Here is a 23,590-nt window from a genome sequence, read left to right as displayed (position 1 = left end):
GCAAGTTGCAAGCTACAAGCTGCAAGTAAAAGCACCGGGCTCCTTCTTGCAGCTTGAAGCTAAAAACTTGCCGCTGCTTCTATTGCGCCCAACGCAATTGCGTCGGCAGCGGTGAAACAGGTTCGGGCTCCGGCGGTGAGCCGGGCAGCGACAGCACGCGGTTGAGCACTTCGGCCTCCAGCGCGGCCAGGCGATGTGAGCCACGGGCGCGCGGTCGAGGCAGATCGACGCTCAAGTCGAGGCCGATTTCGCCGTCTTCGATCAGGATCACCCGGTCGGCAATCGCCACGGCTTCACTGACGTCATGGGTGACCAGCAGCACGGTAAAACCGTGTTTTTGCCAGAGGTTCTCGATCAGTTGCTGCATCTCGATACGGGTCAGGGCATCCAGCGCGCCCAGTGGTTCGTCGAGCAGCAGCAGGCGCGGCTGGTGAATCAAGGCGCGCGCCAAGGCAACACGTTGCTTCTGGCCACCGGACAAGGCCGCCGGCCATTCATTGGCGCGCTCGGCCAGGCCCACGGCTTCCAGCGCCTCCAACGCCCTGGGACGCCAGTTGCCCTGGAGGCCCAGGCCGACGTTGTCGATGATCTTTTTCCACGGCAGCAGGCGCGCTTCCTGGAACATCAGCCGCGTGTCTTCGATCGCCTCGTGCAGCGGCGCGGAACCCGCCAGCAGTTCGCCGCCACTGGCTTTGTCCAGGCCCGCCAGCAGGCGCAGCAAGGTACTTTTGCCACAGCCGCTGCGGCCGACCACAGCCACGAACTGGCCGGCAGGGATATGCAGATCGATTTCCTTGAGCACTTGGCGAGTGCCAAAGGACTTGCGCAACTTGCGCACCGCCAGGGGAATACCCTTGAGCAGGCGCGGGGGTTGTTGAGCCGTCATGCCGCACCTCCTTTCACTTGATACGCCGGGTGCCAGCGCAGCCATACCCGTTCCAGGCCACGCGCCGCCAGGTCGGCCAGCTTGCCGAGGATCGCGTACATCACGATCGCCAGCACCACCACGTCGGTTTGCAGGAATTCGCGGGCATTCATCGCCAGGTAACCGATGCCGGAACTGGCCGAGATGGTTTCCGCCACGATCAACGTCAACCACATGAAGCCCAGGGCAAAGCGCACGCCCACCAGAATCGACGGCAACGCGCCCGGCAGGATCACTTGCCAGAACAGGCTGAAGCCGGACAAACCGTAGCTGCGCGACATTTCCACCAGCGCCGGATCGACGTTGCGGATGCCGTGGTAAGTGTTCAGGTAGATCGGAAACAACGTGCCCAGGGCCACCAGGAAAATCTTCGCGGTTTCGTCAATCCCGAACCACAGGATCACCAATGGAATCAGCGCCAGGTGCGGCACGTTGCGGATCATCTGCACCGAGCTGTCGAGCAAACGTTCGCCCCACTTCGACAGCCCGGTGATAAAGCCCAGGGCCAGGCCGATGCTGCCACCGATCACGAAGCCCAGGCCCGCGCGCCAGCCGCTGATAGCCAAGTGCGTCCAGATTTCGCCGCTGCGGATCAGGTTGACGCCGGCCTCGATGACCGCACTGGGCGCCGGCAGAATACGCGTGGACAACCACCCTGCCGTCACCGACAACTGCCACACCGCCAGCAATAGAATCGGCAGCACCCAGGGCGCCACGCGATGGCTGAGTTTCTCAACGTTCATGGCGCCGCCTCAGCTCTGTGATGCAGCTTTGGGAAGGATATCGTTGGCCACCATCTCGCCAAACGGGCTGACGTAGCCGGCGCTTTTCGGCAGTTCGGGACGTTCGATATCCAGATGCGGAAACAGCAACTCAGCGACCCGATACGATTCTTCCAGGTGCGGATAACCGGAAAAGATAAAGGTGTCGATGCCCAGGTCTGCGTATTCCTTGACCCGCGCCGCAACCGTTGGGCCATCGCCCACCAGCGCCGTGCCCGCGCCGCCGCGCACCAGCCCGACCCCGGCCCACAGGTTGGGGCTGACTTCCAGGTTGTCGCGGCTGCCGCCATGCAAGGCCGCCATGCGCTGCTGGCCCACCGAGTCGAAACGCGCCAGGGACGCCTGGGCGCGGGCGATGGTGTCGTCGTCCAGGTGGGAGATCAGTTTATCGGCGGCTTTCCAGGCCTCTTCATTGGTTTCACGCACGATCACGTGCAAGCGAATGCCGAAGCGCAGGGTACGTCCGAGCTTGTCGGCCTTGGCCCGCACCTGCGCGATCTTTTCCGCCACCGCTGCCGGTGGTTCGCCCCAGGTCAGCACCATTTCCACTTGTTCGGCCGCCAGGTCCTGGGCCGCCTCGGACGACCCGCCGAAGTACAACGGCGGGCGTGGCTGCTGGACCGGCGGGTAGAGCAATTTGGCACCTTTGACGCTGATGTGCTCGCCGTCGTAATCCACGGTCTCGCCTTCGAGCACGCGGCGCCAGATGCGGGTGAATTCCACCGACGCCTGGTAGCGCTCTTCGTGACTGAGGAACAAGCCGTCGCCGGCCAGCTCTTCCGGGTCACCGCCGGTGACCAGGTTGAACAGTGCGCGGCCACCGGACAGGCGGTCCAGGGTCGCGGCCTGACGCGCAGCCACCGTCGGGGAAATGATCCCGGGGCGCAGCGCGACAAGAAATTTCAACCGCTGGGTCACGGGGATCAGCGAGGCGGCCACCAGCCAGGAGTCTTCGCAGGAGCGCCCGGTCGGGATCAACACCCCGCCGAAGCCCAGGCGGTCGGCAGCCTGTGCCACTTGTTGCAGGTAACCGTGATCGACGGCGCGAGCGCCTTCGGCGGTGCCAAGGTAATGACCGTCGCCGTGGGTAGGCAGGAACCAGAAAATATTGAGGCTCATGGAGTTGTCTCCTGAAGAAATCGGATTACGGCGCTTTGGCAACAGCGGCGGGTGGGGTCCAGATCACGTCCTTGATGCTCAAGGGCTTGGGGATCAATTTGAGCTGGTAGAAGGTGTCGGCGATTTTCTGCTGGGCCGCGACCACTTCGGGCGTCAGGAACAGCGCGCCGTAGCCCTGGCGTTTCACCGAGGTCAGGGTGATATCAGCCGGCAGGCCGAGCAGCGGCGCGACCTGGTCAGTCACTTGCTGCGGGTTGGCCTTGGACCATTCGCCCACCGCGCGCACTTCTTCCACCAGCGCCCTGATTACCTCGGGGTGCTGTTCGGCGTAAGGCTTGGTGGCCAGGTAGAACTGGTGGTTGTCGGCAATGCCGGTACCGTCGCGCAGGGTGCGCGCTTGCAGCTGTTTCTCGGCGGCGGCCTGGTACGGGTCCCAGATCACCCAGGCGTCCACGCTGCCGCGCTCGAAGGCGGCACGGGCATCGGCGGGCGGCAGGAACACGGTTTTCACGTCGGTGTATTTGAGGCCGGCGTCTTCCAGGGCACGCACCAGCAGATAATGCACGTTGGAGCCTTTGTTCAGCACGACGGTTTTGCCCTTGAGCTCAGCCACCGATTTGATTGCCGAATCTTTCGGCACCAGGATCGCTTCACTGGTCGGCGCCGGCGGCTCATAGGCCACGTAAAGCAGATCCGCACCGGCGGCCTGGGCGAACACCGGTGGGGTTTCGCCGGTGACGCCAAAGTCGATCGAGCCGACATTCAGGCCCTCAAGCAGTTGCGGGCCACCGGGGAATTCGGTCCATTGCACCTGCACGCCCTGCTCGGCCAGGCGCTTTTCCAGCGAGCCCTTGGCCTTGAGCAGCACCAGCGTGCCGTACTTCTGATAACCGATCCGCAGGGTGTCTGCGGCGTGGGCTTGAACGATGGCGCCGAAGGACACAGCCGCAGCAAACAGTGCGACCAGACCGCGACGCAAAATGACAGTGCGCATGGCGCTCTCTCCAAATATGCGAGTGGGGTGTTGGCTGCACCTGCTTGGCCGTTGGCGGCTGAGTAAGGTGAGTGTTTCCAGATGTCGGGGTAAGGCTCAAATGCTCCAGCGAGCACTCAACAAGCGTTCATTCAGTACATGCGGGTCCAGCGGTTTCGGGCGGCGGGCCATGGCGCTGTAAAACTGCTCCAGAGCTTCCTGCAGGCGCTGTTCAAGCACCGGCACCAACTGCGCCTGGGCACTGCCTTCGCCGTAGGCGATCTGGCTGTCTTCGGCGAAAATCCCGTGGAGCAATTCCTGCGCCTTCAGCGCCGACAACACCGGCTTGAGGGCGTAATCCACCGCCAGCATGTGCGCGATGCTGCCGCCGGTGGCCATCGGCAACACCACCTTGTGGGCCAGGGCACGCTCGGGCAGCAAGTCGAGTACCGTCTTCAGTGCACCGGAGAACGACGCCTTGTACACCGGCGTGGCGATCACCAGGCCATCGGCATTCGCCACCTGCTGCAACAGGTCGATGACCTTGGGGCTGTCGAACCGCGCATGCAGCAGGTCTTCAGCCGGGAAGTCGCGGATCTGGTAACTCACCACCTCCACGCCCTGGTCCTGCAGCCATTGACGGGTTTTCTCCAGCAAGACCCCGGAGCGGGAACGCTGACTGGGACTGCCTCCAAGTGTTACGACCAGCATGTAGGGAATTCCTCAAGCAAGTGTCGGCGGCTCGCTGTGTAGCGATGACGCCAAGATGGAACAGACCTTAGCAGCAGATTTATATATCTTTAAATCTTATTTATTCATTTGTTTATTCCATAAAAACATATACAGAAAACAGATCGCCGCGCGAAAAAAAAGGCCATCGAAATGGCCTGAAAACCCCTGCTTGAAATGCGCTCAACGTGTGGGAGGGGGCTTGCCCCCGATAGCGGTGGGTCAGCTAAATATTTGGTAACTGAGGCACCGTAATCGGGGGCAAGCCCCCTCCCACACGGGTCCTGTCTCCAGGGTTGAGCTGTGTTAACGGTTGGGTTGTGGCGTCAGGCGCAGGTACGGCTTCACCGCGCGATAGCCCTTCGGAAAGCGTTTCTTGATCTCTTCCTCGTCCTTGAGCGACGGCACGATCACCACTTCATCACCGTCCTGCCAGTTGGCCGGTGTGGCGACTTTATGGGTGTCGGTCAACTGCAGCGAGTCGATCACCCGCAGGATTTCGTGGAAGTTACGGCCGGTACTGGCCGGGTAGGTGATGGTCAGGCGGATCTTCTTGTTCGGGTCGATCACGAACAGGGAGCGCACGGTGAGGGTGTCGCTGGCGTTGGGGTGGATCAGGTCGTAGAGATCGGAAACCTTGCGATCGGCATCGGCCAGGATCGGGAAGTTGACGACCGTGTTCTGGGTTTCGTTGATGTCTTCGATCCACTTGTGGTGCGAGTCCACCGGGTCAACCGACAGCGCGATGGCCTTGACGCCGCGCTGGGCGAACTCATCCTTGAGCTTGGCGGTGAAGCCCAGTTCGGTGGTGCACACCGGGGTGAAGTCCGCCGGATGGGAAAACAGCACACCCCAGCTATCGCCCAGCCATTCGTGGAAACGAATCTTGCCGGCGCTGGAATCCTGTTCGAAGTCGGGGGCGATATCGCCCAGTCTTAGGCTCATGGTGGGGCTCCTGATGAGTGCTTATGGAGCCCACTGTGCATGCATAGGAGAAATTTTAAAAAGAATAAATATCAATTTATCTAGACGATAAAGGAATATTAAAGATCTGTTCATTGGACGTGATCAGCACTGAAGAGCACCATCTTCTTCAAGGTTCGAGAAGGCCTTGAGACGCTGCACAAAGAGGGTTCAGGAAGGGCTTGCGGGGGTTGAGCCCGACTTGAAAAGCAAGACACCTTGCCCGGCATTGCGCCGGGCAAGGTTTTACAGTCTTACAACAGCGGGATCGAGTAGCTGACGATCAAGCGGTTTTCGTCCTGGTTACGCGCGTTGGCGATATCGCTGCGCCACATAGCGTTTTTCCAAGCCACGCCGACGTTTTTCAGCGGACCTTCCGGTACGACGTAGGCAACAGTGATGTCACGTTCCCACTCGGACTGGCCGGTGAACTCGGCACGGTTGCTGGCGACGGTGTCGATATGGTCGCCTTTGAGGTAAACCACACCCGCGGTCAGGCCAGGTACGCCGACTTTGGCGAAGTCGTAGGAGTAGCGAGCTTGCCAGGTACGCTCGCCGGCACGGGCGAACTTCTGGATCTGCATGTCGGTCGTGATGTAGGCCGACGAGCCGTCACCCTGGTTCAGCCAAGGGAAGTCGCTGCTGCCGTTGCTGACCTGGTAACCACCACCGAAGGTGTGACCGGCAACCGAGTACAGGAACAGGCCGCTGTACAGGTTGTTGTCGACTTTGCCACGACCGGAGTTGACGCCACCGTAGTTGCCTGTAGAGAAGTAGGCGGACTGGTTGCCGTTGTTACCGTCGTCGGAGCTGTTGAAGTAACGCAGGTCAGACTTCAACACGCCCGGACCGATGGCCCAGTTGTGGGTCAGGCCCAGGAAGTGCTGCTTGTAGAAATCTTCCAGGTTGCCGTAGTAGTACTGGGCGGTCAGATCCTTGGTGATCTTGTAGTCGCCGCCGGCGTAGTAGAACTTGTTGCTCGAACGCCAGTTCACACCACGGCTGTTGGCACCGGAGATGGACAGGCTTTCGTTGTTGCTGGAGTTACGGCCCTTGGCCTTTTCGATCTGGCCGGCGACCAGGGTCAGGTCCTTGATGTCGCTGGAGCTGATCTGGCCACCCTGGAAGGTCTGCGGCAGCATACGACCATCGTTGGTCACGATGACCGGCAGCTTGGGCTGCAAGGTACCCAGCTTCAATTCAGTCTGGGAAATCTTGGCCTTGGCAGTCAGGCCCAGGCTCGAGTAGTTATCAACGGCTTCGCCATTGGACTTGCTCGGGAAGATGGTGCCGCCGTAGGACGTGGCAGTCGCGCCGTTGGTACCGCCGCCGGAATCCAGGCGAACACCCAACAGGCCGATAGCGTCAAGACCGAAGCCCACGGTGCCTTGGGTATAACCGGAGATGAAACGCAGATCGAAGCCTTGGCCCCATTCTTCGTTCTTGCTCGGGTTGGCCGTGCCTTCGCGGTTATCGGTGTTGATATAGAAGTTGCGCAGACCCAGTGTGGCCTTGCTGTCTTCGATGAAACCGGCAGCGCCTGCTTGCTGGGCGATTGCGCCCAACGCTACAGCCACAGCCAAGGTGGACTTCTTCATGTACCGCTCCTCTCATTTCTAATTTTTGTATTTCTTTGGTCTCGGGTCTGACGCCCTCGATCCACAGATGCGCGATTAGCGCCAGATAGTGACCACCAAGTCAATCGTAACCTTGTGTGTCTACTACCTTCGTCTAATCGCAGTTGATTTGGTCCCTGCAGGGTAATGAGTTTTTCATACACCCAAAAAGAATTGTTTCATTCTTTTTCATACGATTCAGGAATAAGCGCGTTCGCGAAACGGACTGGTCAGGATAGACCAACCTGCCCATAAGCTAATTCCTAAAGGGTATTTACCTGTGCTTTTTTAGATCGATTAGTGTTGACGTTCGGTTGCATACGTCACTCACGATCAAAAAGGCGACGCCATCATGGCCAAGGGCACATCCTCCCGTCAATTTGTTACAGTTTTTGTATCGGTATTACTTTCTTTTGATGTCAACGGCTGACGGCTACACGAACACGCTATCGGCAAAAATCAACGCTTCTGAAGGCCTGGTAGTGCGTAACGGCAGCGGCATCACGCATTGGGGATAAACGCGGCCCAATGTGGGAGGGGGCTTGCTCCCGATGGCGGTGTGTCAGTCACATAGAGATTGACTGACCCACTGCTATCGGGGGCAAGCCCCCTCCCACAGGTAGATATGTATTGGTTGCCAGGCCGGGCTTACAAAGCCTTCTCGAAAATTTTCGAGTTGCGCTGATAGTTGTACAGCGACGCCCGCGCCGATGGCAGGCGGTCCACGCTGCTCGGCACGAAGCCGCGCTCACGGAACCAGTGGGCGGTGCGGGTGGTGAGGACGAACAAGGTCTTCAGGCCCTGGGCACGGGCACGGGTCTGGATGCGCTCAAGCAGCACGTCGCCGCGCGCGCCATGGCGGTATTCCGGATTCACTGCCAGGCACGCCAATTCACCCGCATCCGAATCCGCGATCTGATACAACGCCGCGCAAGCGATGATCATCCCTTCGCGCTCGACCACGCTGAACTGCTCGATCTCCCGCTCCAGCACTTCCCGCGAACGACGCACCAGGATGCCCTGCTCTTCCAGCGGGCTGATCAGGTCGAGCAAGCCGCCGACGTCCTCGATCGCCGCTTCGCGCACCAGTTCGAATTGCTCCTGGGCCACCAGCGTACCGCCGCCGTCACGGGTAAACAGCTCGGTGAGCAAGGCGCCGTCTTCGGCGTAGCTGACGATATGGCTGCGCCCTACTCCACCCCGGCAAGCTTCAGCGGCGGCATCGAGCAGCTCGGCCTGGTAGTTGCTGCCCAGGCGCTGCAGGTGGGCCGGCACTTGTTGCGGACGCAGTTCGCGCACCAGGCGACCATTTTCATCGATCAGGCCCAGGTCAGCGCCGAACAGCAGCAGCTTGTCGGCACCCAGGTCGATGGCGGCGCGCGTGGCGACGTCTTCGCAGGCCAGGTTGAAGATCTCACCAGTGGGCGAATACCCCAGCGGCGACAACAGCACGATGGAGCGCTCGTCCAGCAGGCGGTTGATCCCCTTGCGGTCGACCCGGCGCACTTCGCCGGTGTGGTGATAGTCCACGCCGTCCAATACGCCGATAGGGCGCGCGGTCACGAAGTTGCCGCTGGTCACGCGCAGGCGCGAGCCCTGCATGGGCGATGAGGCCATGTCCATGGACAAGCGCGCTTCAATGGCGATACGCAGATGGCCGACCGCGTCGATCACACACTCCAGCGTCGCCGCATCGGTGATGCGCATGCCTTCGTGGTAAGTAGGGGTCAGGCCACGCGCTTCAAGGCGCACTTCGATCTGCGGGCGCGAACCGTGCACCAGCACCAGCCGCACCCCCAGGCTGTGCAGCAGCACCAGGTCGTGGACGATATTGCCGAAGTTGGGATGTTCCACACCATCGCCGGGCAGCATGACCACAAAGGTGCAGTCGCGGTGAGCGTTGATGTAGGGCGAAGCGTGACGAAGCCAATTAACGTAGTCGGGCATAACACCTGGGCCTGTAATAAAAAGCAGCCGAAAAGGGATCAATCGTGAAAGCGCACAGCGGGCTGATGGTTATCGTCGGAACAGGCTTGGCGACACGCTCACTCTCCTTTCTATGTACGAACAGGCGGGGGTTAATTTATGCAGGTTTCAGGCAGTAATGTTCAATCAGTTCCCGCAATAGACGCACTGTAGGCGTCAAGCGTGACATTTCGAGGTATTCGCCCGGCTGGTGCGCACAGGCGATATCGCCAGGGCCGAGCACCAGGGTTTCGCAACCAAGGCGCTGAAGATAAGGCGCTTCGGTGCCGAACGCCACTGCTTCGGCACGATGGCCGGTCAAACGCTCTGCCACCCGTACCAGTTCGGCGTCTTCCGGCTGCTCGAACGGTGGCACTTCGGGGAACAGCGGCGCGTAGTCGATCTTGACCTGATGGCGCTCGGCCAAGGGTTGCAGCTTCTGCCGGATGGCGGCGCGCAGGACTTGCGGGTCCATGCCCGGCAGCGGCCGCAGGTCGAATTCCAGCGAGCACTGCCCGCAGATGCGATTGGGGTTGTCGCCGCCGTGAATGCAGCCGAAGTTCATGGTCGGCTGCGGCACGCTGAACTGCGGGTTGCGGTATTCACGTTGCCAGGCCAGGCGCAGGCCACGCAATTCGCCGATGGCGTCGTGCATGGCTTCCAGGGCGCTGTGGCCCAGACTCGGGTCCGATGAATGGCCGCTTTGGCCAAGAATGTCGATGCGCTCCATCATCACACCTTTGTGCAAGCGGATCGGCTTGAGGCCCGTCGGCTCGCCGATCACCGCCGCTCGACCCAACGGCCGCCCCGCGTCGGCCAGGGCACGGGCGCCGGACATGGAGCTTTCTTCATCGCACGTGGCGAGAATCAGCAGCGGTTGCTTGAACGGTTGATCCAGCAGCGGCAATACGGCTTCGATGGCCAGGGCGAAGAAGCCCTTCATGTCGCAACTGCCCAATCCTACCCAGCGCCCGTCGACTTCCGTCAGCTTGAGCGGATCGGTTTTCCACAATGCCGCGTCGTAGGGCACCGTGTCGCTGTGACCGGCCAGCACCAGGCCGCCGGGGCCGCTGCCAAAGCTGGCCAGCAGGTTGAATTTGCCGGGGCTGACGTGCTGGATGTCGATGGCGAAGCCCAGGTCGCCCAGCCAGGTGGCGAGCAGATCGATCACCGGGCGGTTGGTCTGGTCCAGCGACGCTTGAGTGCAACTGACCGACGGCGCGGCAATCAACGCGGCGAACTGCTCTTTCATGGACGGTAACGGCATGCGCGGTCTCCAACTTCCCGGATGAGCCCCACTATAGAGCCATCTGCACGACACAATAAACCGTTGCGGCACGTTGCCGGGCTCAGTCCTGTACACTGCACGACCTTGGCAGCCACACTTTTCCCTGGCTGCGCTCCCGATCCTGGATTTTCCGGCCATGCAGAAAGAAACCGAAATCAAGCTCCGCGTCAGCCGCGAGACACTCGCCGCGCTGCGTGAGCACCCGCTACTGAAAAAACGCAACAAAAGTGGCTGGGAACGCCGTGAGTTGATGAATCAGTACTTCGACACCCCCGAGCGCGACCTGGCCCAGGCCAAGGTGGCCCTGCGCCTGCGCAAGGACGGTGACGACATCATCCAGACCCTCAAGACCCGCGGCCAGAGTGTTGCCGGCTTGTCGGAACGCAACGAATACAACTGGGACCTGCCCAAAGCCAAGCTCGACGTGAAGAAGCTCGACGGCGAGTGCTGGCCCGAGCAACTGGCCGAGCTGGACAAAAAGACCCTCAAGCCGATCTTTACCACCGACTTCGTGCGTGAACGCGCCGAAATCGCCTGGGGTCGCGGCAAGGCCAAGGTGGTGATCGAAGCCGCCCTGGACCTGGGCCATGTGGTCGTCGGCAAGCAGAAGGAAGAAATCTGCGAGCTGGAATTGGAACTGCGCGAAGGTGAGCCGGCAGCCCTGCTGGAGCTGGCCGCCGAACTGGCGGCGACCCTGGCGCTGATGCCGTGTGACATCAGCAAGGCCGAACGTGGTTATCGCCTGTACGACGCCAGCAGCTACTCCCTGAGCCTGCCGGCGCCGCAGATTCACGCCGAAATGCCGTTGGACGATGCCTTCGCCGCAATCATGTGGCACCTGCTGGGCAGCAGCCAGCGTCTGGCCGAGCAATATCGCTTCAATGGCCACTGGCGTCTGCTGCAGGATTGGGTCGAGAACCTCGGCGAATTGCGCGCCCTGATCGGCAGCCTCGGCCAGGCCGCGCCGCGCCAATCCACCAGCGAGCTGCGCAGCGCCCTGGACGCGTTGCTGGAAGACTGGCGCCCGCTGGTCCAGGCCGGTGACGACGATGAAGACATTCGCAAAGCCGCGCCGGAGCAGTTCGTTGAAGAGTTGCAGGATGTGCGCTGGGGCCTGTTCTCCCTGAACACCTCGCGCTGGCTGCTGGCCCGCACCTGGACCGAAGCGCGCAACGTGCGTGGCAACCGTCAGGGCGCCGCGCAGATCACCAACTGGCTACCGCGCCTGTTGGCCGATGACGCCGTTGCCCTGCAACTGTCGCGTTACCAGCAGCAGCCGGAAGACCTGGCCGAGCAATTGCCGCGCATCGAACGCATCCAGGCCTGGCTGCACCATGCCCGTCACGTGGTGGACATCCCGGAACTGGACCGCTTGTACGGCGAGCTGAACAAGCTGGCGCACCTGGCTAACCAGCCGATTACCGATGAGTCGCTGGATGCGCGGATGCATCAGGCGATTGCGGTGTATCAGAATCGGGCGTGGAAGACGCTTCTGCGCCTGTAACATTGCTATCGGGGGCAAGCCCCCTCCCACATTTTGACCTGTGGGAGGGGGCTTGCCCCCGATGAGGCCTTCCCTGTCAGCGCAATACTGGCAGACTGGTAGTGGACTTGATCTCGGACAAAGCCACAATCGAATTGACCTCCTGAATCCCCGGCACCATCGACAACTTGTCAAAGAAAAACCGCTCGTACGCCTCGATGTCCGACGCAACAATGCGCAATAAGAAATCCACCGCGCCCATCAGTACATAACACTCCAGCACTTCCGGAAAGCCACGAATCGCCTCGGTGAACTCGGTGAAGTTGGATCGGCCGTGAGCGTTGAGTTTGACCTCGGCGAAAATCTGCGTGTTGAGGCCGATTTTCTTGCGGTCCAGCAGCGTCACCTGGCCACGAATCACGCCCTCTTCCTTCAACCGCTGGATGCGCCGCCAGCAGGGCGACTGGGACAGGCCGACCTGTTCGGCGATCTGCGCGCTGGAGAGCGAGGCGTCCTCTTGCAGCAGGGCCAGGATGCGGCGGTCATAGACGTCCAATTCACTGTGCATAAAAATACCTTCGGGTGCGCTTATCTTGAATTGCACGATTCTAATTTATGCGAATCTTGCTCATCTTAGATAAGAAATCTCCCATGGCGAATGTAAAAATTCCTCCAGCCAAATCTGGAGAGTCAGCATGCACGCCGTTGAAACCGTCCACTCTGTTACCCGCGCCGATGCGTGGGCTGTCGATAGCCTTCAGTGCGAGGCGCATTATCGGATTGCCGCAGAGGCGGAGCCGGACGTGCTGTGCCGGGTACTGAATTACTTCGCGCTGCAATTTCTCACGCCCAGACAGGTGATCGTGAACAGGCAAGACGACCTGCTGCATATCGACATCGTGGTGGACGGCCTGAGCTGGCATCGCGCCCAGGTGATTGGTGAAAAGTTTCGAAACCTGATCAGCGTGTGTTCCGTTGAGTCGTGGCCGGCAGGTAGCGCGCGGCCTCAAGCCGTGGCGGCAACCTCTCGGTAAAAGCCTGCAATACACGCCCAGGGAGAATATTCAGAAGCTGGCTAGCCTGGGATTACACCCGACGCCAATCTGGAACCCCTCATGCCCGCCGTCCTGCAAGATCGCCCTCTGGAACTGCAACAGTTGCTGCCTGCATTGATCGAGCAGCAACTGATTACGCCAGAGACGGCGCGGCAGGTGTCGTCCGTGCCCGCCAGCGCCCGGCATCCCCTGGAAATGATCGCCGCGCAAGGACCGTGCCTGGAAACATTGACCCGGTGGCTGGCCCGGCACGTCGATCAGCCTTATCTACGCATCGACCCACTGAAGATCGACGTGGCGACGGTGGTGCCGTTGATGTCCCACGCCTTCGCCCAGCGCCACGCCATCCTTGCAGTGGCCGTGGATGCGCACAGCGTCACCGTTGCCAGCGCTCAGCCCCATGTCAGCGGCTGGGAGGCCGGGCTTTCCCAGGTACTCAAACGCTCGATAAGACGCGTGGTGGCCAACCCTCAAACCCTCCAGCGCTGCATCAATGAATTTTACCGTTTGGCCAAATCTGTCAGCGGTGCCGACCAGCAAATGGCACCCCCCGGTACTGTCGAACGGTTCAGCCTGGGCGCCAGCGATAGCGAGCCGCATGCCGATGACGCGCATATCGTCAATATCGTCGACTGGCTGTTGCAGTACGCTTTTGATCAACGGGCCAGCGATATCCATATCGAGCCCTGCCTTGAACAGGGGCGTGTGCGCTTTCGCATTGACGGGCTGTTGCATGACGTCTACCAATTTCCGCCCCAGGTCAGTACCGCTGTGGTCAGCCGGCTGAAAAGCCTTGGGCGTATGAATGTGGCTGAGAAGCGCAAGCCCCAGGATGGGCGCATCAAAACGAAAACGGCAGGCATTGAAGTGGAACTGCGCCTGTCGACCTTGCCCACCGCCTTCGGCGAAAAGTTGGTCATGCGCATTTTTGATCCCCAGGTGCTGCTCAAGGATTTCGATCAACTGGGGCTGTCCGTCGACGATCAGCAGCGCTGGCAGGCCATGACCCGACAGACCAGCGGCATCATTCTGGTCACCGGCCCCACCGGCTCGGGCAAGACCAGCACGCTCTACAGCACCCTCAGGCAACTGGCGACCCGGGAGGTCAACCTGTGCACGGTGGAGGACCCCATCGAAATGGTCGAGCCGGCATTCAACCAAATGCAGGTGCAGCACAACATCGACCTGTCCTTCGCCAGCGGTATCCGCGCGTTGCTGCGCCAAGACCCGGACATCATCATGATCGGCGAGATTCGCGACCAGGAGACCGCCGAAATGGCGATCCAGGCCGCGCTGACCGGGCACCTGGTGCTGTCAACGCTGCACACCAACGATGCGCCGAGCGCCATCAGCCGTTTGCAGGAACTGGGTATCGCTCATTATTTGATCAAGGCGACGCTGATAGGCGTCATGGCACAGCGCCTGGTGCGCGTGCTGTGCCCCCATTGCAAACGCGCCGTCGCCGAAGTCTACGAGGCGGTCGGGTGTGGTGAGTGCCGCGACAGTGGCTATCGAGGCAGGGCCGGGCTTTACGAAATCATGATTCTGGACGAAACCCTCAAAGCGCTGATCACCCCCGGCGCTGACGTTCAAGCCTTGCGCCATGCGTCTCTCGGGCAAGGCATGCACAGCCTGCGAATGGCCGGCATGCAAAAGGTGAAGGCCGGACTGACGACGCTGACGGAAGTCCTCAGGGTTACCCCTGGGGATTCAGAAACAAATCCTTTGTTCGCTGGCCAATGAAACCGTTCTTATCCGTGACGACACCGTTACAATCGACCGAACGTCGTGTCACTGACATCATCAGATAGGGAATCGCAATGCAGATCGGAACCGTACTGCTTCTTTTCGTGGGATTGGCCATTGCCATCCTGTTCATGGGTTTCAAGGTGGTGCCCCAGGGCTACCAGTGGACCGTCGAACGTTTCGGCCGCTATACCAACACCCTCAAGCCCGGCCTGAACATCATCATCCCGGTCATGGACCGCATCGGCCGCAAGATCAACGTGATGGAAAGCGTGCTGGATATCCCGCCCCAGGAAGTGATTACCGCCGACAACGCCACCGTGCAGATTGACGCCGTGTGCTTCTTCCAGGTGGTCAACACTGCCCAGGCCGCGTATGAGGTGAACAACCTCGAACATGCCATCCGCAACTTGCTGCAAACCAATATCCGTACGGTGCTCGGCTCCATGGAGCTGGATGCCATGCTCAGCCAGCGCGACGGCATCAACGAAAAACTGCTGCGCACCGTCGACGAAGCTACGGCGCCGTGGGGCATCAAGATCACCCGTATCGAAATCAAGGACATCAGCCCGCCCGCTGACCTGATGGCGGCCATGTCCGGACAAATGAAAGCCGAGCGGATCAAGCGCGCACAAATCCTCGAAGCCGAAGGTCTGCGCGCCTCGGCGATCCTCACCGCCGAGGGCAAGAAACAGGCGCAGATCCTCGAGGCAGAGGGTAGCCGCCAGGCCGCCTTCCTCGAATCCGAAGCGCGTGAACGTCAGGCCGAGGCTGAGGCCCGCGCGACCCAGGTGGTATCCGAAGCGATCGCCTCCGGCAACGTGCAGGCGGTGAATTACTTCGTCGCGCAGAAATACATCGATGCCCTGGGCAAGCTGGCATCGGCCAACAACAGCAAAGTGATCCTGATGCCGCTGGAAGCCAGCCAGGTCATTGGCGCCGTGGGCGGTATCGGCGAGATCGTCAAAGCCACTTTCGACAACAAGAAAGGCTGAGGTCGCCACCATGTGGGATTTCCTGCAGCATCTTTCGTTCTGGGATTGGTTGGCGCTGGGCACCGTCTTGTTGATTCTTGAGGTGTTCGGTGCCGGAGGCTACCTGTTGTGGATGGGTATCGCCGCAGCGGCCGTGGGTGTGATCAAGTTCATCGTCCCGCCCCTCGGACTGGAGTGGCAACTGCTGCTGTTCGCCCTGCTGTCGATATTGACGGCCGTGTACTGGTGGAGACGCCAACGCAGCAGCGCCAAGGCCAGCGATCAACCCGGCTTGAACGAGCGCGGTTCAGAGCTGGTCGGGCGCACGTTCGTGGTGCATCAGGCGATAGTGGACGGCAGGGGCAAGGTCAAGGTCGGCGATGGCGTATGGATGGTCACCGGTGCCGATGCACCTGTAGGCGCTCAAGTCCGCGTGGTTGGGCAGGATGGGGTAGTTTTAAAGGTTGAAACTGTTTAGTCAGTGATGGAACTGGATCAGGTTAACTACAATCAAAACGTACAGATAACCCACCGGAGTCACCCATCATGCGTCTTAAATATGCTGTCGCAACCCTTGCTGTGCTCTCTCTCCCTGTCGGCTCAGCCATGGCCGATAGCTTCTGGCGTAATGTCATCTCGTCAGGCGCCACCACCGGCTCGACCTACCTGACCTTCAAGGACCACAAAATGGTCGTCGCCGCCCAGGACGACGCCGGCAGCTTCGTCGCCAGCGACGGCGGCATCCGCGGCCCGTACCTGGAAGCGGCCATGCAGAAAGTGCGCGCCGATAACCCTGGCCTGCAGGCCACGGACATGGAGCTGGCCAACGCCATCCTCGCGAAGAACGCTGTTACCGAGTAACCACTGCAACCTAAAAAATGCCGCTTTCTCAAGCGGCATTTTTGCATTCCCCTACAAAAAACCTGCGATTGATTACGTCAAGAGTCGAGTTTTCTGGGCAACCATCGGATCAGTCCTGTCGAGGCCGTGGGTAGCAGGTAACAAGCTACCGATTCCTTTTTCAATAAAGTGAATCAGTCTCCATGCAAAAACTTGTATTCGCCTGCCTCCTGTCGGCAGCCGCAGCCCCCTGTGCCCAGGCAGAAAGCTGGTATGGTTCGACTAAGCTCAACAGTACACGCCAGAACCTCTCCAGCGCTCTGCTGACCAGCCCCCGCGTGACAGAACGTGTGGCCGCACCGGACAGCAGCAAATCGGTGGTTGGCTCCTTTGCAGTGGGTTATGCCTTTGCCGACGGGTGGCGCCTGGAGGGCGAATACACCATGCCCAATACCTCGACATTCAAGTCCTACTGGGCGCCCTTCAATGCCAACGTCAATAGCCTGCACACCCAGAGCCAGCGCCTGATGCTCAATGGTTACAAGGACATACCTATCAATGACTGGCTGTCGTTCTACGGGATGGCCGGCATGGGTGTCGCGCGGGTTGACGCTGCTGGCTACCAAACCAACGATACACGGCGTTTTGCCAGCAATCGCCAGCACAACTTTGCCTACAGCGTGGGCATCGGGTTGCAAGCCAGGCTCAATGAGCGACTCACTCTGGGCACTGGTTATCGCTATACCGCAATGGGCGATGTTGAAACTGGCTACAACACGTTTGCCAACAGGGTGAATGCCCGTGATGAACAGCTCAAAGGCAAACTCAAGGAGCAGAATTTGTTTCTTGAAGCCCGCTTCGGCTTTTGATTCCCTGAAAAAAATGCCGCCGTCCAGGCGGCATTGTTTTGCTCGCAACATGACGAATCGTTCACGGGCGACAGGCTATATTCAGTCGCACCGTGCAACCATGCAGGACTCGCACGTCCATCACCCATCGCCTATCGGATGCCTTCTTCGTCATGAGCCAACAGCCTTTCCTGCCGTTCTCCAAACCTACCATTGACGAAGCCACGATCTCGGCGGTCGGCGATGTCCTTCGTTCCGGCTGGATCACCAGCGGGCCGAAGGTGCTGGCGTTCGAAGCGCAGTTGTCGGAGTTCTTTGGCGGCCGCCCGGTGCGCACCTTCAACTCAGGCACCTGCACCATGGAAATTGCCCTGCGCATCGCTGGTATCGGGCCTGGGGATGAGGTCATCACCACACCAATCTCTTGGGTCGCCACAGCCAATGTCATCCTCGAAGTGGGCGCCACCCCGGTCTTTGCCGATATCGACCCGGTGACCCGCAACATCGATCTGGCTCAGGTTGAAGCGGCGATCACCCCGCGCACCAAGGCGATCATCCCGGTTTACCTGGCCGGTTTGCCCTTGGACATGCCGATGCTTTACGCGCTGGCCAACAAGTACAACCTGCGCATCGTCGAGGATGCTGCCCAGGCCCTGGGATCCAGCTGGGACGCAGAACGCATCGGCGCTACCGGCGACTTCGTCTCGTTCAGCTTTCAGGCGAACAAGAACATCACCTCATCCGAAGGTGGCTGCCTGGTGCTGAACAACGCCGAAGAAGCCCGTCTGGCCGAGAAGTACCGCCTGCAGGGCGTCACCCGCAACGGTTTCGACGGTCTGGATGTGGACGTGCTGGGCGGCAAGTTCAACATGACCGATATCGCCGCCGCCATCGGCCTGGGACAATTTGCCCACATCGAGAAGATCACCGCCCATCGTCAGAACCTGGCACGGCACTACTTCGAATGCTTCGGCAGTGATTTCGAAGAACAGTACGGCGCACAACTGCCGCCGGCGGACTTCGAAAACAGCAACTGGCACTTGTTCCAACTGGTATTGCCGGAGCGTCAGGATGGGTTGCCCGCCCGCGCCACTTTTATGGAGCAGATGCAGGCCCGCGGCGTCGGCATTGGCTATCACTACCCGCCCATCCACCTGCTGAGCCTGTATCGGGCACAGGGCTTCAAGGAAGGGATGTTCCCCGTGGCGGAGCGTGTTGGGCGATTGATCGTGTCGTTGCCGATGTTCACGGCGATGACAGAGGCGGATGTGGAGCGGGCTGTGGCGGCGGTCAAAGCCGTATTGAAAGCAGGCTGATTATCCAGTGTGGGAGGGCGCTTGCCCCCGATTACGGTGGGTCAGCCACTGATGAGCAGACTGACACTCCGCCATCGGGGACAAGCCCCCTCCCACAAACTGACCAGCATTAGGGCAAGCCCCCTCCCACATCGGGTTCTGTGTTTACTCGCCGATAGCGGCTTTGTAGCCGGCAGCGTCCAGCAGTTTCTCCAGATCAGCCGGGTTGCTTGGCTTGAGCTTGAAGATCCAGGCGCCATAAGGGTCGGAGTTCAACAGCTCAGGACTCCCACTCAACTCGTCGTTGACCGCAATCACTTCGCCTGCAACCGGGGCGTAGATGTCCGAGGCAGCCTTCACCGACTCAACCACACCCGCCTGGCCCTCGGCTTCAAATGTGGCGCCAATCTCAGCCAACTCAACAAACACCACATCACCCAACGCTTCCTGTGCATGGTCGGAGATTCCGACGGTCACGGTGCCGTCGGCTTCCAGACGGGCCCACTCATGACTTTCGGCAAAACGCAGGTCGGCAGGGATATTGCTCATAGTCTGTGTCCTCAAGAAGAAATGTCAGCGGCCAGTGGCCTGCCGGAAAATAGTTAGATCAAGGTTTTGCCATGGCGGACGAAGGTCGGCTTGACCACTCGAACCGGGTACCACTTGCCGCGAATTTCCACTTCGGCCCGGTCGGCAGTCGCCGTCGGTACACGCGCCAGGGCAATGGATTTGCTAAGCGTAGGTGAGAAACTACCACTGGTGATCTCCCCTTCGCCAACATTGGCGATACGAACCACCTGGTGAGCACGTAGAACTCCACGTTCTTCCAGGACCAGCCCGACCAATTTGAACTGCACACCGGCTGCTTTTTCCGCTTCCAGCGCGGCGCGGCCAATGAAATTGCGCCCTGCCGGTTCCCAGGCGATGCTCGAGGCCATGTTGGCGGCCAGGGGCGACACCTGCTGGTGGATATCCTGGCCATACAGGTTCATGCCGGCCTCCAGGCGCAAGGTATCGCGCGCACCGAGGCCGATGGGGGAAATACCGGCGCCCACCAGGTCGTTGAAAAAACCCGGCGCCTGGTCGGCAGGCAGGACAATTTCCAGGCCGTCTTCGCCGGTATAACCGGTGCGAGCGATAAACCAGTCGCCGTCGGCCTGGCCTTCGAAAGGTTTGAGCTGATGGATCAGGGTGCCACGGGACTGGGTCACCAGTTCGGCGATCTTCTGCCGCGCGTGGGGACCTTGAATGGCGAGCATGGCCAGCTCGGAGCGCTCCTGCAGTTGCACCTGATAGCGGCCCAGTTGCGCCTGCATCCAGGCCATATCCTGGTCACGGGTGGCAGCGTTGACCACCAGTCGGTAACCGGTTTCGGTACGGTAGACGATCATGTCGTCCACCACCCCGCCCTGCTCGTTGAGCATGGCGCTGTACAACGCGCGGCCGCAGCCGTGCAATCGATCGACATCATTGGCCAGCAGGTACTGGAGCCATTCCTTGGCCTGAGGGCCGGTGACATCGATCACGGTCATATGAGATACATCGAACACCCCGCAGTCGCGCCGCACCTGATGGTGCTCCTCGACTTGCGAGCCGTAATGCAAAGGCATATCCCAACCGCCAAAATCGACCATTTTCGCGCCGAGGGCGAGATGCAGGTCATACAGAGGCGTACGCTGTCCCATGGGTTTCTCCTTCCGGGCTTGGCGAAGGTGCGCAGAGCTGCCACTTGCGCCGAACACCTTGAACGACAAGGCCCGCAGCCACATACAGCAGGTCGATCCGAAAAACGGAGCACACCGAATGCGGCGCATTGTAGCCGCAAGCTGTAGGACTGGCACCTAGCCGATTTGTCGTGCGGAGCGTCGGATCAACCCGATGACCGGCAGCAACCCAACCAGTACCAGGGTCAACGCCGGCAGCGAGGCCCGCGCCCATTCCCCTTCACTGGTCATTTCAAAGATGCGCACCGCCAGGGTGTCCCAGCCAAACGGGCGCATCAGCAAGGTGGCGGGCATTTCCTTGAGCACATCGACAAACACCAGCAGCGCCGCGCTCAGGGTGCCGGGCAGCAACAGCGGCAGATACACCTTGCAAAACAGTTGTGGCCCACTCACGCCCAGGCTTCGTGCGGCCTCGGGCAACGACGGGCGTATACGCGCCAGGCTGTTTTCAAGAGGCCCGTAGGCGACCGCCAGGAATCGCACCAGATACGCCAGCACCAGCGCCGACAGGCTGCCCAGCAGTAACGGCTTGCCCGCGCCGCCCAGCCAGCCCGACAGCGGCACCACCAGTTCGCGGTCCAGATAGCTGAAGGCCAACATGATCGACACCGCCAACACCGACCCGGGCAAGGCATAACCGACATTCGCCAGGCTGATGCCGGAACGGATCGCCCGCGTCGGCGCCAGGCGGTTGGCGAACGCCAATATCAGCGCCACGCTGACCGTCATCAGCGCCGCGATCGCGCCCAGGTACAGCGTGTGCACGATCAGGCCGGTGTAGCGCTCATCCAGATCGAAGCGGCCGCGCTGCCAGAACCAGGCCACCAGTTGCAGCATCGGGATAACAAACGCGCAAGCGAACACCAAGCCACACCAACCGCTGGCCGCTGCCGCCTTGAGCCCGCGCAGGTGATACAGCGCCTTGCCGCGCGGGCGCTCGTTGCCGGGCCGGCTCGCTCCACGCGCGCGCCGCTCGCCATACAGCACCAGCATCACCACCAGCAACAACAGGCTGGCCAGTTGCGCGGCACTGGACAGGCTGAAAAAGCCGTACCAGGTTTTATAGATGGCGGTGGTGAACGTGTCGAAATTGAACACCGAGACCGCACCAAAATCCGCCAGGGTTTCCATCAGGGCCAAGGCGACACCGGCTCCAATCGCCGGCCGCGCCATGGGCAGCGCCACGCGCCAGAACGCTTGCCACGGCGACTGGCCCAGCACCCGTGCCGCTTCCATCAAGCCCTTGCCCTGGGCCAGGAATGCAGAACGCGCCAGCAGATAGACATAGGGGTAGAACACCAGCACCAATACGATGATCACGCCGCTGGTGGAGCGCACACGTGGCAGGCGCAGCCCCGCGCCGAACCCTTCGCGCAGCAGGGTCTGCACCGGGCCTGCAAAGTCCAGCAGCCCTACAAACACGAAGGCCAGCACATAGGCCGGAATCGCAAAGGGCAGCATCAACGCCCAATCCAGCCAGCGCCGCCCCGGGAACTCGCAGAGGCTGGTGAGCCAGGCCAGGCTCACCCCCAGCAACGTCACGCCAAGACCGACGCCGAGCACCAGGGTCAAGGTGTTGGCGAGCAGACGAGGCATCTGGGTGTCCCACAGGTGGGACCAGATTTGTTGATCGATGCTCTGCCAGGACAGCAACAGCACGCTCAGCGGCAGCAGCACCAGGGCAGCGACGGCGAAGACCGGCAGGTACCAGCGGCGTTGGGCGGGGTGGGCCAAAAGCAAATTCCCTGGGAATGGACTATCTGAAGGCAGACACAAAACTGTGTGGGAGGGGGCAAGCCCTAATGCCGTCTGCAGGAGCGAGCTTGCTCGCGAAAAACTCACAGGCACCGCGTTCATTCAGAAAGCACGCATTATCGTTGACGTTTTTCGCGAGCAAGCTCGCTCCTACAATTAGGACTTGCCCCCTCCCACCTTTTGATTGGCAGCGATTTAGAAACTCAGTTCCAACCGGCGCGATCCATCAAGCGGATCGCCTCGGCCTGACGCTTGCCCGCCACTTCCACCGGCAAGGTATCGGCCACGAACTTGCCCCAGGTCGCCACTTCGGCGGACGGCGGTACCGCAGGGTTGGCTGGGAACTCCTGGTTCACGTCGGCGAAGATCTGCTGCGCCTCGGGCGTGGTCATCCATTCCACCAGGGCCTTGGCCGCTGCCGGGTGTGGCGCATGTTTGGTCAAGCCAATACCCGACAGGTTCACATGCACGCCACGGTCGCCCTGGTTCGGCCAGAACAGCTTCACCGCCAGGTCCGGCTTCTGCTTGTGCAGGCGACCGTAGTAGTACGTGTTGACGATACCAACGTCGCATTGCCCGGCGTTGATCGCTTCCAGCACTGCGATATCGTCGGAGAACACATCGGTGGACAGGTTATTCACCCAGCCTTTGACGATTTCTTCGGTTTCGGCCGCGCCGTGGGTCTCGATCAGCGTGGCGGTCAGGGACTGGTTATAAACCTTTTTCGCCGTGCGCAGGCACAGGCGGCCTTCCCACTGCTTGTCGGCCAGGGCCTCGTAGGTGGTCAGGTCGCCCGGTTTTACCCGATCGGTGGAATAGGCGATGGTGCGCGCGCGCAGGCTCAAACCGGTCCAGGCATGGGCCGAGGAGCGGTATTGCAGCGGGATGTTCTTGTCGATCACCTCGGAGGTGAACGGCTGCAGGATGCCCATCTGCTCGGCCTGCCAGAGGTTGCCGGCGTCGACGGTGAGCAGCAGGTCGGCGGTGGCATTTTCGCCCTCGGCCTTGATGCGCTGCATCAGCGGGGCTTCCTTGTCGGTGATGAACTTCACCTGTACGCCGGTCTTGCGAGTGTAGGCGTCGAACACCGGTTTGATCAGTTCGTCGATGCGCGAGGAGTAGACCACCACTTCGTCGGCGGCCTGCGCAGTGGCGCTGCCGATCAGGGTGAGTGCCAGGGCAGTCAGGAGGCGCTTGGATGCCAACATGGGTGCGGTCTCTCATTTGCAAAAAGAGCGCAAATGATAAGGACTCACATTTGGTAACGCTCGGTGGAGGCGTTACCAGATGTTGCACGGTCGGAGAGAGGCGTGAGGACTGATGGCCTCGCGGCATAGATCTCTACACAACGCTGTAGCACCCAACGCTAACCACGATGCGCAGCGAGTAGCTCTTGATCTTGATCTTGATCTGCTTTTGATCTCAGGCGCCCCGTTAAACCACGCTGGCCGAACGCAGGCTTGAATCCGTGGGTAACCCGGCAGGACGCCGGGTTAGCCGCACTGGGCCA

At 60.7% G+C, this 23,590-nt stretch carries 22 protein-coding genes; 8 read left to right on the top strand and 14 right to left on the bottom strand.

The genetic code is table 11. The features are described from left to right. Positions 1-79: 79 nt before the first annotated feature. From ssuB to argE, 9 genes are all read right to left on the bottom strand, one after another. Positions 80-886 carry an aliphatic sulfonates ABC transporter ATP-binding protein gene (ssuB, locus tag CIB54_RS14805; RefSeq protein WP_065950418.1) on the bottom strand — a complete coding sequence of 269 codons (807 nt, stop codon included), beginning with the start codon at positions 884-886 and terminating at the stop codon, positions 80-82. Next, on the bottom strand, positions 883-1,668 hold the full coding sequence (gene ssuC, locus CIB54_RS14800; RefSeq protein WP_065950419.1) for an aliphatic sulfonate ABC transporter permease SsuC: 786 nt from the start codon (positions 1,666-1,668) through the stop codon (positions 883-885). The genes ssuB and ssuC overlap by 4 nt, the downstream gene beginning before the upstream one ends. A 9-nt stretch (positions 1,669-1,677) precedes the next feature. Beyond that, on the bottom strand, positions 1,678-2,826 hold the full coding sequence (ssuD, locus tag CIB54_RS14795; protein ID WP_057723409.1) for an FMNH2-dependent alkanesulfonate monooxygenase: 1,149 nt from the start codon (positions 2,824-2,826) through the stop codon (positions 1,678-1,680). Positions 2,827-2,851: 25 nt separating this feature from the next. Beyond that, complete coding sequence (locus CIB54_RS14790; protein WP_065950421.1) at positions 2,852-3,820, bottom strand: sulfonate ABC transporter substrate-binding protein; 969 nt, start codon at positions 3,818-3,820, stop codon at positions 2,852-2,854. Between the two features lie 96 nt (positions 3,821-3,916). After that, on the bottom strand, positions 3,917-4,510 hold the full coding sequence (gene ssuE, locus CIB54_RS14785) for an NADPH-dependent FMN reductase (protein WP_057723407.1): 594 nt from the start codon (positions 4,508-4,510) through the stop codon (positions 3,917-3,919). 324 nt (positions 4,511-4,834) lie between these two features. Next, positions 4,835-5,473 carry a peroxiredoxin gene (locus tag CIB54_RS14780; RefSeq protein ID WP_065950423.1) on the bottom strand — a complete coding sequence of 213 codons (639 nt, stop codon included), beginning with the start codon at positions 5,471-5,473 and terminating at the stop codon, positions 4,835-4,837. A gap of 272 nt (positions 5,474-5,745) precedes the next feature. After that, positions 5,746-7,089 carry an OprD family porin gene (locus CIB54_RS14775; RefSeq protein ID WP_065950424.1) on the bottom strand — a complete coding sequence of 448 codons (1,344 nt, stop codon included), beginning with the start codon at positions 7,087-7,089 and terminating at the stop codon, positions 5,746-5,748. A gap of 666 nt (positions 7,090-7,755) precedes the next feature. Beyond that, positions 7,756-9,054 (bottom strand): amino-acid N-acetyltransferase, encoded by a 1,299-nt coding sequence (gene argA, locus CIB54_RS14770; RefSeq protein WP_049711030.1) that lies wholly within the window; start codon positions 9,052-9,054, stop codon positions 7,756-7,758. A 136-nt stretch (positions 9,055-9,190) separates the two neighbouring features. Continuing rightward, positions 9,191-10,339, bottom strand: a complete 1,149-nt coding sequence (gene argE / locus CIB54_RS14765; protein ID WP_065950425.1) for an acetylornithine deacetylase — start codon at positions 10,337-10,339, stop codon at positions 9,191-9,193. A 157-nt stretch (positions 10,340-10,496) separates the two neighbouring features. Here argE and CIB54_RS14760 point away from each other — a divergent pair, with 157 nt between their 5' ends. Then, positions 10,497-11,864: a CYTH domain-containing protein gene (locus CIB54_RS14760; protein WP_065950426.1), complete on the top strand. Its 1,368-nt coding sequence runs from the start codon at positions 10,497-10,499 to the stop codon at positions 11,862-11,864. 76 nt (positions 11,865-11,940) lie between these two features. Here CIB54_RS14760 and CIB54_RS14755 read toward each other — a convergent pair whose 3' ends face one another. Beyond that, the gene (locus CIB54_RS14755) at positions 11,941-12,411 is read right to left on the bottom strand and encodes an Lrp/AsnC family transcriptional regulator (protein WP_043046970.1); all 471 of its coding nucleotides are present in this window, start codon (positions 12,409-12,411) and stop codon (positions 11,941-11,943) included. Positions 12,412-12,538: 127 nt separating this feature from the next. Here CIB54_RS14755 and CIB54_RS14750 point away from each other — a divergent pair, with 127 nt between their 5' ends. From CIB54_RS14750 to CIB54_RS14720, 7 genes are all read left to right on the top strand, one after another. After that, positions 12,539-12,877, top strand: a complete 339-nt coding sequence (locus tag CIB54_RS14750) for a hypothetical protein (protein ID WP_065950427.1) — start codon at positions 12,539-12,541, stop codon at positions 12,875-12,877. A gap of 81 nt (positions 12,878-12,958) precedes the next feature. Further along, positions 12,959-14,641, top strand: a complete 1,683-nt coding sequence (locus CIB54_RS14745; RefSeq protein WP_101220157.1) for a GspE/PulE family protein — start codon at positions 12,959-12,961, stop codon at positions 14,639-14,641. Positions 14,642-14,718: 77 nt separating this feature from the next. After that, positions 14,719-15,639, top strand: a complete 921-nt coding sequence (locus tag CIB54_RS14740; protein ID WP_003176797.1) for an SPFH domain-containing protein — start codon at positions 14,719-14,721, stop codon at positions 15,637-15,639. Between the two features lie 10 nt (positions 15,640-15,649). Then, on the top strand, positions 15,650-16,096 hold the full coding sequence (locus CIB54_RS14735) for an NfeD family protein (RefSeq protein WP_065950429.1): 447 nt from the start codon (positions 15,650-15,652) through the stop codon (positions 16,094-16,096). A gap of 68 nt (positions 16,097-16,164) precedes the next feature. Next, positions 16,165-16,479, top strand: a complete 315-nt coding sequence (locus tag CIB54_RS14730; RefSeq protein WP_057723397.1) for a DUF2388 domain-containing protein — start codon at positions 16,165-16,167, stop codon at positions 16,477-16,479. Between the two features lie 182 nt (positions 16,480-16,661). Further along, on the top strand, positions 16,662-17,327 hold the full coding sequence (locus CIB54_RS14725; RefSeq protein WP_065950430.1) for an outer membrane protein: 666 nt from the start codon (positions 16,662-16,664) through the stop codon (positions 17,325-17,327). A gap of 152 nt (positions 17,328-17,479) precedes the next feature. After that, complete coding sequence (locus tag CIB54_RS14720) at positions 17,480-18,622, top strand: DegT/DnrJ/EryC1/StrS family aminotransferase (protein ID WP_065950431.1); 1,143 nt, start codon at positions 17,480-17,482, stop codon at positions 18,620-18,622. 144 nt (positions 18,623-18,766) lie between these two features. Here the strand turns inward: CIB54_RS14720 and gcvH are convergent, their stop codons facing one another. From gcvH to CIB54_RS14700, 4 genes are all read right to left on the bottom strand, one after another. Further along, entirely contained in the window at positions 18,767-19,150 is a 384-nt protein-coding gene (gene gcvH, locus CIB54_RS14715; protein ID WP_065950432.1) for a glycine cleavage system protein GcvH, read from the bottom strand. 53 nt (positions 19,151-19,203) lie between these two features. Continuing rightward, positions 19,204-20,286, bottom strand: coding sequence for a glycine cleavage system aminomethyltransferase GcvT (gene gcvT, locus CIB54_RS14710; RefSeq protein ID WP_101220156.1), 1,083 nt, complete (start codon positions 20,284-20,286; stop codon positions 19,204-19,206). Positions 20,287-20,442: 156 nt separating this feature from the next. After that, complete coding sequence (locus CIB54_RS14705) at positions 20,443-22,059, bottom strand: ABC transporter permease (protein WP_065950434.1); 1,617 nt, start codon at positions 22,057-22,059, stop codon at positions 20,443-20,445. 224 nt (positions 22,060-22,283) lie between these two features. After that, positions 22,284-23,288 (bottom strand): extracellular solute-binding protein, encoded by a 1,005-nt coding sequence (locus tag CIB54_RS14700; RefSeq protein ID WP_101220155.1) that lies wholly within the window; start codon positions 23,286-23,288, stop codon positions 22,284-22,286. Positions 23,289-23,590 lie beyond the last annotated feature (302 nt).

The sequence above is a fragment of the Pseudomonas fluorescens genome (assembly GCF_002837185.1).
In the GTDB taxonomy this organism is placed as follows: Bacteria; Pseudomonadota; Gammaproteobacteria; order Pseudomonadales; family Pseudomonadaceae; genus Aquipseudomonas; species Aquipseudomonas fluorescens_AM.
Note: the sequence above shows the minus strand (reverse complement) of the source record. Positions and strands in the feature narration are given on the sequence as shown.